Source organism: Streptomyces sp. NPDC102441 (genome assembly GCF_044765585.1).
Classification (GTDB): domain Bacteria; phylum Actinomycetota; class Actinomycetes; order Streptomycetales; family Streptomycetaceae; genus Streptomyces.
Genome location: NZ_JBIWKH010000006.1, coordinates 236,008 through 250,291, shown reverse-complemented (window position 1 = coordinate 250,291; position 14,284 = coordinate 236,008). Strand labels below are relative to the sequence as shown.

General features: G+C 68.8%; 11 protein-coding genes. 4 read left to right on the top strand and 7 right to left on the bottom strand.

The window, feature by feature from the left end; genetic code table 11:
• Positions 1-61 precede the first annotated feature (61 nt).
• The 4 genes from ACIREO_RS15265 to coxB form a co-directional block, all read right to left on the bottom strand.
• On the bottom strand, positions 62-1,321 hold the full coding sequence (locus ACIREO_RS15265; RefSeq protein WP_404109366.1) for an Ig-like domain-containing protein: 1,260 nt from the start codon (positions 1,319-1,321) through the stop codon (positions 62-64).
• Between the two features lie 125 nt (positions 1,322-1,446).
• Complete coding sequence (locus ACIREO_RS15260; RefSeq protein ID WP_104784882.1) at positions 1,447-1,845, bottom strand: cytochrome c oxidase subunit 4; 399 nt, start codon at positions 1,843-1,845, stop codon at positions 1,447-1,449.
• The gene (gene ctaD / locus ACIREO_RS15255) at positions 1,842-3,578 is read right to left on the bottom strand and encodes a cytochrome c oxidase subunit I (protein ID WP_404109363.1); all 1,737 of its coding nucleotides are present in this window, start codon (positions 3,576-3,578) and stop codon (positions 1,842-1,844) included. Before ctaD ends, ACIREO_RS15260 begins: the two co-directional genes overlap by 4 nt.
• On the bottom strand, positions 3,575-4,543 hold the full coding sequence (gene coxB / locus ACIREO_RS15250) for a cytochrome c oxidase subunit II (protein WP_404109360.1): 969 nt from the start codon (positions 4,541-4,543) through the stop codon (positions 3,575-3,577). The genes ctaD and coxB overlap by 4 nt, the downstream gene beginning before the upstream one ends.
• 272 nt (positions 4,544-4,815) lie before the next feature.
• On the opposite strand from coxB, the gene ACIREO_RS15245 reads away from it, so the two are divergent.
• Positions 4,816-6,198, top strand: coding sequence for a cysteine desulfurase/sulfurtransferase TusA family protein (locus tag ACIREO_RS15245; RefSeq protein WP_404109357.1), 1,383 nt, complete (start codon positions 4,816-4,818; stop codon positions 6,196-6,198).
• A 20-nt stretch (positions 6,199-6,218) separates the two neighbouring features.
• On the opposite strand, the gene ACIREO_RS15240 is transcribed toward ACIREO_RS15245, so the two are convergent.
• Positions 6,219-7,193, bottom strand: coding sequence for a carbohydrate kinase family protein (locus ACIREO_RS15240; protein WP_404109355.1), 975 nt, complete (start codon positions 7,191-7,193; stop codon positions 6,219-6,221).
• 158 nt (positions 7,194-7,351) lie between these two features.
• Between ACIREO_RS15240 and ACIREO_RS15235 the strand changes: the two genes are divergently transcribed.
• Positions 7,352-7,564: a hypothetical protein gene (locus ACIREO_RS15235; RefSeq protein WP_404109352.1), complete on the top strand. Its 213-nt coding sequence runs from the start codon at positions 7,352-7,354 to the stop codon at positions 7,562-7,564.
• 141 nt (positions 7,565-7,705) lie between these two features.
• Entirely contained in the window at positions 7,706-9,142 is a 1,437-nt protein-coding gene (locus ACIREO_RS15230) for a hypothetical protein (protein WP_404109350.1), read from the top strand.
• Positions 9,143-9,214: 72 nt separating this feature from the next.
• On the opposite strand, the gene ACIREO_RS15225 is transcribed toward ACIREO_RS15230, so the two are convergent.
• Positions 9,215-9,571 carry a HesB/IscA family protein gene (locus ACIREO_RS15225; protein WP_404109347.1) on the bottom strand — a complete coding sequence of 119 codons (357 nt, stop codon included), beginning with the start codon at positions 9,569-9,571 and terminating at the stop codon, positions 9,215-9,217.
• Positions 9,572-9,792: 221 nt separating this feature from the next.
• On the opposite strand from ACIREO_RS15225, the gene nadA reads away from it, so the two are divergent.
• Positions 9,793-10,980: a quinolinate synthase NadA gene (gene nadA / locus ACIREO_RS15220; protein ID WP_404109345.1), complete on the top strand. Its 1,188-nt coding sequence runs from the start codon at positions 9,793-9,795 to the stop codon at positions 10,978-10,980.
• 79 nt (positions 10,981-11,059) lie between these two features.
• Here the strand turns inward: nadA and ACIREO_RS15215 are convergent, their stop codons facing one another.
• Positions 11,060-14,215 carry an efflux RND transporter permease subunit gene (locus ACIREO_RS15215; RefSeq protein ID WP_404109342.1) on the bottom strand — a complete coding sequence of 1,052 codons (3,156 nt, stop codon included), beginning with the start codon at positions 14,213-14,215 and terminating at the stop codon, positions 11,060-11,062.
• Between the last annotated feature and the right edge of the window lie 69 nt (positions 14,216-14,284).

Sequence of the window (14,284 nt, the reverse complement as noted above, 5' to 3'; positions counted from 1 at the left end):
GCGGAGGGGCCCCGAACCCCTCCGCGGTGTCCTTCCGGGGCGCGGCGCACTCCCGGGCGGGTCAGACCTGGGGGCGCAGCCGCGCCGTCCGGACATCGGTGCCCGGGTCGGAGGTGCCGCCGCCGCTGTGCAGGGCGCTGCCCTTCTGCCAGGCGTCCCAGGCCAGATTCCAGTCGCCGAAGCCGTTGTCGAACGGTGTCATCGTCTCGCCGTCGCTCCCGACGACCTTGACGATGTCGCCCTCGCGTACGGTCTCGAAGAACCATTCGGCGTCGGCGGTGCTCATGCCTGTACAGCCGTGGCTGACGTTGGCGCTGCCCTGCGAACCCGTCGACCAGGGTGCGGCGTGGACGTACTCACCGCTCCAGGTGACACGGGTCGCCCAGTAGACGGGCAGGTCGTAGGACTCCGAGGAGCCGGCTGCGATGCCGATGCTCTCGCCGCGCATACGTACGAACTGTTCCTTGGCGAGCACCACCTTGACGCCGTTACGGGTGTCGAAGCCCGGCTTGCCCGTGGTGACCGGCAAGGTGTTGATCACCTCGCCGTTGCGCAGGACGGTCATGGAGTGGTCCGAGGCGTCGGTGATCGCTTCTATACGGTCCCCGGTGTTGAGCTTCAGGGGTTTCGTGGCCGCCCCGTAGAGGGCGTTGGTGACCTTGATGCCCTTGAGGTTGCTGCGGACGTCGATGGCGGCGTCGGCGGGCCAGTACTCCTTGGGCCGGTAGTGCAGGGTCTTGTCGTCGACCCAGTACCAGGAGCCGGTGACGGCCGGGGCGGACCGGACCTGCAGCCCGCGTTCCACGGTGGCCCTGGAGGCCTTGTCGGCGACCGGAGCGCTGAGTTCCGCTGTGAGGGGCTGTCCGACGCCGTAGGTGCCCGCCTGCGGGCCGAAGGAGACCTTGAGGAACTTCTTGGCCGAGTTCGTGCCGAAGGCGTACGTACGGCTGCCGGGGGCGCCGTCACCGTTCTCGGTGGAGACCTTGACGGTGTATCGGGTGCCGGCCGCGAGCGCGGTGGTGGAGTGCCAGCGCTTCCCGTCGGCGTCGAGTTCGCCCGCCAGGTGGCGGCCCTCCGTGTCGACGGCCGTCACGTCCGTGATCTTCGCGTCGTCGTCCTTGACGGAGACTTCGATGGGCTTGTCGGGGTCGGCCTTCTCCTTGCCGGTCGGGCCGTTGAAGGAGACCAGGTCGGCGGCGTCGTGCGGCCTCAGGGACAGGGGGTCACCGTCGGGCTCGCCACAGGCGGTCGCACCCGCTATCAGGGTCACGACCAGCAGAGTGCAGCTCACTACGGTGCGGATGCGCGGCGTGTGGTTCATGAACCCACGCTAAGAAGATTCATCCGATCCAGCGCGTTCAGTGACTGCAAACGGGGGCCCTGCCCGCTCGTTGCTGAGCGGGCAGGGCCCCCGTCCGGGTGCCACGCGCCCTGTGAAGGCGTGTCCTACTGGGTGCGGTTCTCTCCCCGGTAGTACTCGAAGACCCAGCCGAAGAGGCCGATCAGGAGCAGCGGGGCCGAGAAGTAGGCCAGCCACCAGCCGAAGACGACGGCCATGAAGAGGAAGGCTCCACCGATGGCCAGCGAGAGCGGCTGCCAGCTGTGCGGGGAGAAGAAGCCCACCTCACCGGCTTCGTCCGCGACGTCGGCTTCCTTGTTGTCCTGGGCCATCGCGTCGACCCTGTTGGCCGTGAACGCCAGGTAGAAGCCGATCATGATGGTCAGCCCGAAGGCCAGGACCAGCGCGGTGGTGCCGACCGGCTCCTTGGACCAGACGCCGTACGTGACGGCCATGGCCAGCATGAAGACGCTCAGCCAGATGAAGAGCTTGCCCTGGATCTTCACTTGCCGTCCTCCTTGCCACCGACGAGGACCTTGTCACCCTCGGACAGGCGATCGAGCTGTTCGAGTGCTGCGATCTCCGGGTGGTGCAGGTCGAACGCCGGGGATTCGGAACGGATCCTCGGCAGGCTGATGAAGTTGTGCCTCGGGGGCGGGCAGGATGTCGCCCATTCGAGCGAACGGCCGTAGCCCCAGGGGTCGTCGACCTCGATCTTCTTGCCGTACTTGGCGGTCTTCCAGACGTTGTACATGAACGGAAGCATCGACAGTCCGAGCACGAACGAGGAGATCGTCGAGATCGTGTTCAGGGCGGTGAAGCCGTCGGCGGCGAGGTAGTCCGCGTAGCGTCGCGGCATGCCCTCGGCGCCGAGCCAGTGCTGCACCAGGAAGGTGCCGTGGAAGCCGATGAACAGCGTCCAGAAGGTCATCTTCCCGAGCCGCTCGTCCAGCATCTTGCCGGTGAACTTCGGCCACCAGAAGTGGAACCCGGCGAACATCGCGAAGACCACGGTGCCGAAGACGACGTAGTGGAAGTGCGCCACGACGAAGTACGAGTCGGAGACGTGGAAGTCCAGGGGCGGCGAGGCCAGGATCACGCCGGTCAGACCACCGAAGGCGAAGGTGATCAGGAAGCCGACGGACCAGAGCATCGGTGTCTCGAAGGACAACGACCCCTTCCACATCGTGCCGATCCAGTTGAAGAACTTCACACCGGTCGGCACCGCGATGAGGAATGTCATGAACGAGAAGAACGGCAACAGCACACCGCCGGTGACATACATGTGGTGCGCCCACACGGTCACCGAGAGGCCGGCGATGGAGATCGTCGCCGCGATCAGACCGACGTAGCCGAACATCGGCTTGCGGCTGAACACCGGGATGATTTCGGAAATGATTCCGAAGAATGGCAACGCGATGATGTACACCTCTGGATGGCCGAAGAACCAGAAGAGGTGTTGCCACAGCAATGCGCCACCGTTGGCCGCGTCGAAGACATGTGCGCCGAATTTTCGGTCGACCTCCAGCGCGAAGAGCGCGGCGGCCAGGACGGGGAAGGCCAGCAGGACCAGGACACCGGTCAGCAGGACGTTCCAGGTGAAGATCGGCATGCGGAACATCGTCATGCCGGGGGCGCGCATGCAGATGATCGTGGTGATGAAGTTGACCGAACCGAGGATCGTGCCGAAGCCGGAGAAGGCCAGACCCATGATCCACATGTCGGCGCCGACGCCCGGCGAGCGGACCGCGTCCGACAGCGGGGAGTAGGCGAACCAGCCGAAGTCGGCCGCACCCTGCGGGGTGAGGAAGCCGGCCACCGCGATCAGCGAGCCGAAGAGGTACAGCCAGTAGGCGAACATGTTCAGCCGCGGGAACGCCACATCGGGCGCGCCGATCTGCAGCGGCATGATCCAGTTCGCGAATCCGGCGAACAGCGGCGTCGCGAACATCAGCAGCATGATCGTGCCGTGCATCGTGAACGCCTGGTTGAACTGCTCGTTCGACATGATCTGCGTACCGGGACGGGCCAGCTCGGCGCGCATGAAGAGCGCCAGGAGGCCACCGATGCAGAAGAAGGCGAACGATGTGACCAGGTACATCGTGCCGATCGTCTTGTGGTCAGTGGTGGTCAGCCACTTGATGACGACAGCCCCCGGCTGGTTGCGCCGCACCGGCAGCTCGTCCTCGAAAGACTCGTCTGCTGCCGCGGCACCCTGGGATTCGTTGAGGATGCTCACAGTTTGTTCGTCTCCGCATTCCTGGCCGGGTCCGTCTGCTCGATGCCTGACGGCACGTAGCCCGTCTGACCCTTCTCCGCCAGCTCCTTGAGGTGCTGCTGGTAACGCTCCGGAGAGACGATCTTGACGTTGAAGAGCATCCGGGAGTGGTCGACGCCGCAGAGCTCGGCGCACTTACCCATGTAGGTGCCCTCCTTCTTCGGCGTGACCTCGAAGGAGTTGGTGTGGCCCGGAATGACGTCCTGCTTCATGAGGAACGGCACCACCCAGAAGGAGTGGATGACGTCACGCGAAGTCAGGATGAAACGGACCTTCTCGCCCTTCGGCAGCCACAGGGTCGGACCCGGGTTGCCGTTCTGCGGGTTACGCGTACCAGGGATACCCACGTCGTAGACGCCGTTGGCGTTGGCGGGGAAGTCCTTCTGGAACTTGTCGGGGATGGCGTCGAGCTCCTTGGAGATCTTTCCGCCGGTGGAGGGCTCGCCCTCCACGTTCTCGATGTAGTTGAAGCCCCAGCTCCACTGGTAGCCGACCACGTTGATGGTGTGGGCCGGCTTCGGGCTGAGCTCCAGGAGCTTCGACTCATCACGCGCGGTGAAGTAGAAGAACACCGAGACGATGATGAGGGGGACCACTGTGTACAGCGCCTCGATAGGCATGTTGTACCTGGTCTGCTGAGGTACCTCCACCTTGGTCCTGCTTCGCCGGTGGAAGATGACGCTCCACAGGATCAGCCCCCAGACAAGGACGCCCGTGGCGAGCGCTGCCGCCCACGAGCCCTGCCAGAGGGAGAGGATCCGAGGGGCCTCTTCCGTTACCGGTGTGGGCATACCGAGGCGGGGGAAATCCTCCCAGTTGTATGAACAACCGGAGGCCGTCGCCAGGACCAGGCCCGCAGTCAGCACCTGCGGCAGCTTCCGCCGCATCGGGCGCCGCGACAAGCGGTCGGAGCCGTTGGGACTCACGTAGCGCCTTCCCGAGAGTCTCGCCCGCACGGTCGGCGCGCCCGTCTCACTTGGTCGGTCGCCGGCCCTGACGCGGGCAGGGGTTTGGATGTTTATGCGGACCAAACCCTACTGGACGCTAATTGGGGTCGCGCGGGGAGGGTGCCCAACGCGCCGCACGACACCCCGAAGGGATGGAATGCGAGCCTCCGGCCGACATCTGACGCCCTCTCTCCCTGTCGTGACGGCGGCCGCCCGCCTGGTCGCGCGCCCGCGCGGGCTAGCGTGACGTCGTGCCCTACTTCGACGCGGCTTCCTCCGCCCCCCTGCACCCCGTCGCGCGTCAGGCGCTGCATGCCTCACTGGACGAGGGCTGGGCCGATCCCGCCCGGCTCTACCGCGAGGGGCGGCGGGCCGCGATGCTGCTGGACGCGGCCCGGGAGGCCGCGGCGGAGGCGGTCGGCTGCCGTCCGGACGAGCTGGTCTTCACCTCGTCCGGCACCCGGGCGGTGCACTCGGCGATCACCGGTGCGCTTTCCGGGCGTCGGCGTGTCGGACGCCACCTGGTGCTCTCGGCCGTCGAGCACTCCTCGGTACTCCATTCGGCCGCGGCCCTCGACGCGGCCGGGGGATCGTCCACCGAGGTGCCGGTGGACCGGACCGGGGCGGTGGACCCCTCGGCGTACAGCCGCGCCCTCCGCCCGGACACCGCGCTGGCCTGTCTCCAGTCCGCCAACCACGAGGTGGGCACCGAACAGCCCGTGGCGGAGACCGCCGAGGTCTGTGCCGCCGCGGGCGTGCCGCTGCTGGTGGACGCCGCGCAGTCGCTGGGCTGGGGGCCGGTGCCCGGCCGCTGGTCGCTGCTGGCCGCGAGCGCCCACAAGTGGGGCGGGCCGGCCGGCGTCGGACTGCTGGCCGTGCGCAAGGGGGTCAGGTTCGCCCCCCAAGGGCCCGTCGACGAACGGGAGTCGGGCCGGGCGCCCGGCTTCGAGAACATCCCCGCGATCGTGGCGGCCGCGGCCTCCCTGCGGGCGGTGCGCGCGGAGGCTGAGGCCGAGGCCGCCCGGCTGCGCGCCCTCGTCGACCGGATCCGGGCGGCGGTGGCGGACCTGGTGACCGATGTGGAGGTGGTCGGCGATCCGGTGCGGCGGCTGCCGCATCTGGTCACCTTCTCCTGTCTCTATGTCGACGGTGAGACCCTGCTCCATGAGCTGGACCGGGCCGGATTCTCCGTTTCGTCCGGGTCGTCCTGCACGAGCAGCACACTGACGCCCAGCCATGTCCTCAAGGCGATGGGGGTGCTCACGGAGGGAAACATCCGCGTGTCGCTTCCGGCCGGGACCACGGAGGAAGAGGTCGGCGGCTTCCTCGGCGTACTGCCCGGCGTGGTGGCCGAGGTGCGGGAGAGGCTCGGCGCGCCCGCCTCTGCGGCTCCCTCCGAGGCGCCGCGGGACTCGCTCGTGGTCGACGCGCTGGGCAGGCGCTGCCCGATTCCGGTGATCGAACTCGCAAAGATGATCGGAGAGGTACCGGTGGGCGGCACGGTGACGGTGCTCTCGGACGACGAGGCCGCCCGACTCGACATCCCGGCCTGGTGTGCGATGCGCGAGCAGGAGTTCGTGGGCGAGGAGCCGGCGGACCATGGCTCCGCCTATGTGGTCCGCCGGCTCCTGTGAGCTCGTAGCGCTTCGGACTCTCAGGAGAGGTGCTTGCGGACCTCCTCGGCCGCCTCGTCCCCGTAGGCCTTGGTGAAGCGGTCCATGAAGTGGGTGTGGCGCAGCGTGTACTCCTGGGTGCCGACCGTCTCGATGACCAGGGTCGCGAGCATGCAGCCGACCTGGGCGGCACGCTCCAGGTTCACGCCCCAGGCGAGGCCGGAGAGGAAACCGGCCCGGAAGGCGTCACCGACGCCGGTCGGGTCGGCCTTGCGCTCCTCCTCGGCGCAGCCGACCTCGATGGGGTCCTGGCCCGTCTGCTCGATGCGGACGCCACGGGCGCCGAGGGTGGTGACGCGGTGGCCGACCTTGGACAGGATCTCCTCGTCGCTCCAGCCGGTCTTGGACTCGATGAGCCCCTTCTCGTACTCGTTGGAGAAGAGGTACGTGGCGCCGTCGAGGAGGATCCGGATCTCCTCGCCGTTCATCCGCGCGATCTGCTGGGAGAAGTCGGCGGCGAACGGAATGCCGCGCGAGCGGCACTCCTCGGTGTGGCGGAGCATCGCCTCGGGGTCGTCGGCCCCGATCGAGACGAGGTCGAGGCCGCCGACGCGGTCGGCGACGCTCTTGAGCTCGATCAGCCGGGCCTCGCTCATGGCGCCCGTGTAGAAGGAGCCGATCTGGTTGTGGTCGGCGTCCGTCGTGCAGACGAAGCGCGCCGTGTGCAGGACCTCGGAGACACGGACCGACTCGGTGTCGACGCCGTGCCGGTCGAGCCAGGCGCGGTAGTCGTCGAAGTCGGCCCCGACGGCTCCCACGAGGACCGGCTGCGTGCCGAGCACGCCCATGCCGAAGGCGATGTTGGCGCCGACTCCACCACGTCGCACATCGAGGTTGTCGACGAGGAAGGAGAGCGAGACCGTGTGCAGCTGATCCGCGACCAGCTGGTCGGCGAATCGGCCGGGGAAGGTCATGAGGTGGTCTGTGGCGATGGAGCCGGTGACTGCGATGCGCACGGAGGCTGCTCCTGCGGAAGGCGGAGGGAACGCGTGAGCGCGCCCCCCGGGACGGCGTGACAGTTCACGCTACCCGGTGACGCCACCGGGTCCGAAGGGGCAAAACTACCCGATAGTAGGTCTTTCTACCTGAGTGTTCCCATGCGTACGGTGCGGATATGTCGAACACCATCGTTCCGCGTGAGTCCCTTCCGCGTGAGTCCGAGATGAGCCTGGCCGAGCTGCGCGGTGACTGCGCGCGGATGGCGCCGCACTGGGTCGTACCCACGAGGGCCACCGCGAAGCCGGTGGAGCCCTCCCGTATCCACGGGGTCACGGTGCCGCCCTCCTCGGCCCGCCTGATCGACGGCATGTCCGACTACGGGGACTGACCGGGCCCGGCAGACGCATCGGAGGCGGCTCCCCGCGCACGCGGTGGAACCGCGCGCTCCCCTGGCCCGTCCCACCGGCGTCCCCCGCACCGGGGAACGATGATGGGCACATGACGGCCAGGCAGCCGAAGGAGCGATCCGGTGAGCACCGAGCGACCCGAGAATGACGTGACCGGCCCCCGGCGGCGGTCACCCCTCGCCGTGGCCTCGGTGGCGGCGGCCGTGCTGCTGGCCGGAGGCGGAGCCGCCTACTGGGCCTCGGCCGCGTCGGGGGACGGCGGTACGGACGCGGGCCGGGCGGCGTCCGGCGGCAGCTCCCCTCCGCTGCTCACGCTGGACCGCGACGAGGGCCCGTCGGCGCGGCCGCCGGGGATCGCCCCCGGTGAGCCCGACCCGCACGGCGGCGGGGTCGTCCACCGCGCCTCGGGTGACCTGCCGGACGGTCCCGGCACCGCGGCCGTCCACCGTGCCGGCTCGGCGGTGACCTCGGCCGAGGTGGCGCGGCTCGCGAAGGCGCTCGGGGTACGGGGAACCCCGCGCACGGAGGGCACGGCCTGGAAGGTGGGCAGCGAGGGTGACGGTTCCGGACCGTTCCTGAGGGTGACCAAGCAGGCGCCCGGGACCTGGACGTTCGCCCGTCACGGCTCCGGCGGTCCGGACGCGTGCGAGTCCGCCCGGACCTGTTCGAAGCAGGACCGGACGCCCGCGTCCGGGTCGCCCGTCAGCGAGAAGGCCGCGAAAGCCGCGGCGGTTCCGGTGCTGAAGGCCGTGGGGCAGGACGGCGCCGCGCTCGACGCGGATCAGCTGATGGGTTCCGTACGGGTGGTGAACGCCGACCCCGTGTTGGACGGGCTGCCGACCTACGGATGGTCGACCGGGGTCCAGGTGGGCGCCGGTGGCGAGATCGTCGGCGGCAGCGGGCATCTGAAGGCCCTGGAGAAGGGCGACACCTATCCGGTGACCGGCGCGGACGACGCGCTGAAGCAGCTGAACGCTGAGAGCCGGCGTGCCGCGAAGTCGTCCGGCATCGGCGGCTGCGCGACAGCCGAGCCCCTGGAGGGTGATCCGGCGTCGCCGAGGACCGGCTGCGGCGGGACTCCGCCGGCCACCACGGCGACGGTCGAGAAGGCCGAGTTCGGGCTCGCGGCGCAGTACGCGGACGGTGAGCAGATTCTCGTGCCCTCGTGGCTCTTCTCCGTACGGCCCGAAGGGGGCGGCCCCGGGAACACGGTCGTCCAGGTCGCGGTGGACCCGGACCACCTGGCGCCGGAGAGCACCCGGCCCGCCCCGGAGCCCACCAAGGACCCGCAGGGCAAGGGCGCGGCTCTCATCGCGTACAGCGCGGACGGCCGGACGCTGGAGGTGACGTTCTGGGGCGGCGTGTGCAGCACGTACACGGCCCACGCCACGGAGGACACCACGACGGTGCGGGTCACGGTCTCCGAGTCGAAGCCGGATCCCGGGAAGGCCTGCATCATGATCGCCAAGGAGCTGACCCGGACGGTGACGCTGGACGCGCCGCTGGACGGCCGGAAGGTGGTCGACGCGGGGTCGGGCGAGACGGTGGAGCGCGGCTGAGTTCCGTGCACGTAAACGACAGCGGCGGCGCTCCCTGGTCCGGGAGTGCCGCCGCTGTCGTACGACTGAGGTTCAGCTGAAGGAGTCGCCGCAGGCGCAGGAGCCCGTGGCGTTCGGGTTGTCGATCGTGAAGCCCTGCTTCTCGATGGTGTCCACGAAGTCGACGGAGGCGCCGCCCAGGTACGGGGCGCTCATCCGGTCCGTGACGACCTTGACGCCGCCGAAGTCCTTCACGACGTCCCCGTCGAGCGCGCGCTCGTCGAAGAAGAGCTGGTACCGCAGACCCGAGCAGCCTCCGGGCTGAACGGCGACGCGCAGCGCGAGGTCGTCACGACCCTCCTGCTCCAGCAGGGTCCTGACCTTGTCTGCGGCGGCGTCGGACAGGAGGATGCCGTCGCTCACGGTGGTGGTCTCGTCCGATACGGACATCTGCTTCTCTCCCGGGGTTGTACGGACTGCTTGCCGACGGTCCAACCATCGGGGCCGCGGATTCATTCCGGGCCAGGCGCGTGTCTGTTCCCTTCATGCTCGCACACCGGGTGGGCGGGGGGATGCGTCACATCGACGCTATGGGCATCGTCAAGCTGACACGAAGCGGTTATGATAGATAACGTCAATTAGACGAAAAGGCTTTTCGCAGAAAAGAAAGGGTGCGTGTCGTGACCACCGCCCAGCCCCTGGATGTCCAGCCGACGCCCCTCGCCCTTCTGCTGCTCGGCCGAGAGGCCGACCCGCGGAGCGAGCGCGGGGTCGAATGCCCCGGCGACCTGCCCTCCCCGTCCGACCCGGACCTGGTGGAGCGGGCCCGCGCCGCCAAGGAGAAGCTCGGGAACAAGGTCTTCGTGCTCGGGCACCACTACCAGCGCGACGAGGTCATCCAGTTCGCGGACGTCACCGGCGACTCCTTCAAGCTCGCCCGGGACGCGGCGGCACGGCCCGAGGCGGAGTACATCGTCTTCTGCGGTGTGCACTTCATGGCCGAGTCCGCGGACATCCTGACGGGCGACGACCAGAAGGTCGTCCTGCCGGACCTGGCCGCCGGCTGCTCGATGGCCGACATGGCCACCGCGGAGCAGGTCGCCGAGTGCTGGGACGTGCTGACGGAGGCGGGAGTCGCCGACCAGGTCGTGCCGGTCTCGTACATGAACTCCTCCGCCGACATCAAGGCCTTCACCGGTAAGCACGGCGGCACCATCTGCACCTCGTCCAACGCGAAGCGGGCGCTGGAGTGGGCCTTCGAGCAGGGCGAGAAGGTGCTCTTCCTGCCTGACCAGCACCTGGGCCGGAACACGGCCGTGCGGGACATGGGGATGACCCTGGAGGACTGCGTCCTCTACAACCCGCACAAGCCGAACGGCGGCCTGACCACCGAGGAGCTGCGCGCCGCGAAGATGATCCTCTGGCGCGGGCACTGCTCGGTGCACGGGCGCTTCTCCGTGGAGTCGGTCAACGACGTACGGGAGCGCATCCCGGGCGTCAACGTGCTGGTGCACCCGGAGTGCAAGCACGAGGTCGTGGCGGCCGCGGACCAGGTGGGTTCGACGGAGTACATCATCAAGGCCCTGGAGGAGGCGCCGGCCGGCTCCAAGTGGGCGATCGGCACGGAGCTGAATCTGGTGCGCCGGCTGGCGAACCGTTTCGCCGACGAGGACAAGGAGATCGTCTTCCTCGACAAGACGGTGTGCTTCTGCTCGACGATGAACCGGATCGACCTGCCGCATCTGGTGTGGACGCTGGAGTCCCTGGCCGAGGGGAGCCTCGTCAACCGGATCCAGGTCGACCCGGAGACGGAGAAGTTCGCGAAGCTGGCGCTGGAGCGGATGCTGGCGCTGCCGTAACCCGCGCAGTGAAGAGGGAAGGCCCCCGATGCCGCTGTACGGCGTCGGGGGCCTTCCTGCGCTGTTACCGAGGGTTTCCTCAGGCCTTCGCGGGCTCCGGCTCCTCGGAGGTGGCTTCCTCGGCCGCCTCGGGGGCCGCCGCGCCGGACTTCGCCCCGCGCTTGGCCGCCTTCTTCTTGGCGCGGCGCTCCTTGCGGAGTTCGACCACCGCGTAGAGCGTCGGCACCAGGAGCAGGGTCAGCAGCGTGGAGGTGATCAGACCGCCGATCACCACGACCGCCAGCGGCTGGGAGATGAAGCCGCCTTCGCCCGTGACGCCGAGTGCCATCGGGAGCAGGGCGAAGATCGTCGCCAGTGCCGTCATCAGGATCGGACGCAGACGATGGCGTCCGCCCTCGATGACCGCCTCGACGACGCCCATGCCCTGCGCCCTGTACTGGTTGATCAGGTCGATCAGCACGATCGCGTTGGTCACCACGATGCCGATCAGCATCAGCATCCCGATCATCGCCGCGATGCCCATCGGGGTGCCGGTGACGACGAGGAGGCCGATGGCGCCCGTCGCCGCGAACGGGATGGAGACCAGCAGGATCAGCGGCTGGATGAGCGACCGGAAGGTGGCCACCAGGAGCATGAAGACGATGGCGATGGCCGCGAGCATGGCCAGCATCAGCTTCGTGGTGGCGTCGTCCTGTTCCTCGGTGACACCGCCGATGGTGGCCGTGGCGCCCTCCGGGAGGTCCAGGGCGTCGAGCTTCTTCTGGAGCTCTGTGCTGACCGCGCCGGTGTCGTCGGCGGTCGGCTTGGCGGTGATCGTCGCGGCCCGCTGGCCGTCGATCCGGGTCATCGTGACCGGTCCGGGGACCAGCTTCACGTCGGCGATGTCGCCGAGCTTCACGGGGCCGAGCGGCAGCGCCTTCAGCTCGGCCATCGTGGTGGCGGGCTTCGCCGACTTCACCAGGACGTCCCGCTCGGTGTCGTCCATGATCATCGTGCCGGACGGGGTGCCGCGCACCGCGCCGGCGACCGCCGCCCCGAGCGTCGTCTGGTTGAACCCGGCGTCGGCAGCCTTGTCGTTGGCCTTGACCGAGATGCGCGGGACGCTCTGGGCCACGTCGCTCTGGACGTCGGTGACGTCGTCGAGCTTCGCGACCTCGCTCCGCACCGCTTCGGAGGCCTTCTTCAGGACGTCCGCGTCGGCCGCCTTGACGGTGACGCTGAGGTCCTGTGAACCGAAACCGCCGTCGGCGACGATCGTCGTGTCACCGATGCCGTCGAGCTTGCCGAGTGCCTCGTCGATCCGCTTCTGGGCGGCGTCGAAGTCCGCCGGGTCCTTGAGGGTGATCTGGTACGAGGCCTGGTTGGCACCCGTACCGCCGCCGAAGGCCGCCATGAAGCCCGAGGAGCCCACGGTGACCTGGTAGTCCTTGACGCCCTTGTCGGCCGCGAGGACCTTCTCGACCTTCTGCGCGGCCTCGTCCGCCGCGGCGAGGCTGGTGCCGGGATTCAGCTCCTGCTTGAGGGAGAGGACTTCCTGCTCTCCCTGCTCGAAGAGGGTCGTCTTCAGCAGGGGCGCCATGCCGAACGTGCCGAACAGGACCACCAGGGCGATCACGATGCTGGTGACACGGCGCCGGGTCGCGAAGCGCAGCACCGGGACGTAGATCCGCTGGAGCCGGCTCGCGGCTTCCTTCTCCTCGGCCTTGCGGCGTGCCTCGTCCGGGTTCTCGGCGGTGCCCTTGGGGGCGCGCAGGAACCAGTACGAGAGGACCGGGACCACGGTCAGCGAGACCAGCAGGGAGGCCAGCAGGGCGGCCGTGACGGTGAGGGAGAACGAGCCGAAGAGCTGGCCCACCATGCCGCCGACCAGGCCGACGGGCAGGAAGACCGCGACGGTGGTGAGTGTGGAGGCGGTGACCGCGCCGGCCACCTCCTTGACCGCGGTGGTGATCGCCGACTGACGCTCCTCGCCGTAGCCGAGGTGGCGCCTGATGTTCTCCAGGACCACGATCGAGTCGTCGACGACGCGGCCGATCGCGATGGTCAGCGCGCCGAGGGTCAGCATGTTCAGCGACAGGTCGCGGGTCCAGAGCACGATCAGCGCGAGGACCACGGAGAGCGGGATGGAGACCGCGGTGACCAGCGTCGAGCGGATCGACGCGAGGAACACGAGGATCACGACGACCGCGAAGAGCAGGCCGAGCGCGCCCTCGGTGGTCAGACCGGAGATCGCCTTGGAGACTGCGGGTCCCTGGTCGGAGACGACCGTCAGCTCGGCGCCCGCTCCGAGGTCCTTGCGCAGGTCCGGGAGCTTGTCCTGGACGGCGTCCGAGATGGCGACGGCGCTGCCGTCCTTGTCCATCGTCGCCATGACGGCGAGGCTCGGCTTGCCGTTCGTACGGGTGATGGAGGCCGCCGTGGCGGGCTCCTGCTCCACCGTGGCGACGTCACCGACGCGGACCGGCTTTCCGGCCTTGCCCGACGCCGGGTCCGCCGCGGAGACCTTGAGGTCCTCGATCTGCCCGAGCGAGGTGAAGGAGCCGCCCACCTGGATGGTTCGGCTCTTGCCCGACTCGGAGAAGGAACCGGCCGGGACGGTGGCGCCGCCGGCCTGGAGGGCCTGGGCCAGCGAAGCGGCGTTCATGCCCGCCGCGGCGAGCTTCTTGTCGTCGGGGACGACGGAGACCTGGAGCTCCTGGACGCCGTCGATCGCGACCTGGCCGACGCCCTCGATGTCCTCGAGCGCCGGTACGACGGTGCGGTCCAGCCGGTCGGCGAGCGCCTGCTGGTCCTCGTCGGAGGTGACGGCGAGGACGACGGTCGGGATGTCGTCCGTCGAACCCGCGATGACCTGCGGGTCCACATCGTCGGGCAGCTGGATGCGGGCGCGGTTCACGGCCTGCTGGATGTCGGCGACGAGCTGCTTCGTGCCTTCGTCACCGAAGTCGAAGCTCGCCATGACGACGGCGTTGCCCTCGCTGGCGGTCGAGGTGATGCCCTCGACCCCGTCGACGGCCTTGATGGCGTCCTCGAGGGGTTCGACGACCTGCTTCTCGACCACATCGGGGGACGCACCCTGGTAGGGGGCCAGGATCGACACCATCGGGAGCTCGATGGTGGGCAGCAACTGCTGCTTGAGCTGCGGGATCGCGATGGCTCCGAAAACAAGCGCGACGATCGAGATCAGCCCGATCAGGGCCCGTTGCGCGAGGCTGAATCTGGACAGCCAGGACATGGGTGGGTCTCTCTTCTGTGGCTTACGCGGCAGATGGGCGGCTGCTCGGTGTTCACGTCGGTGATCATT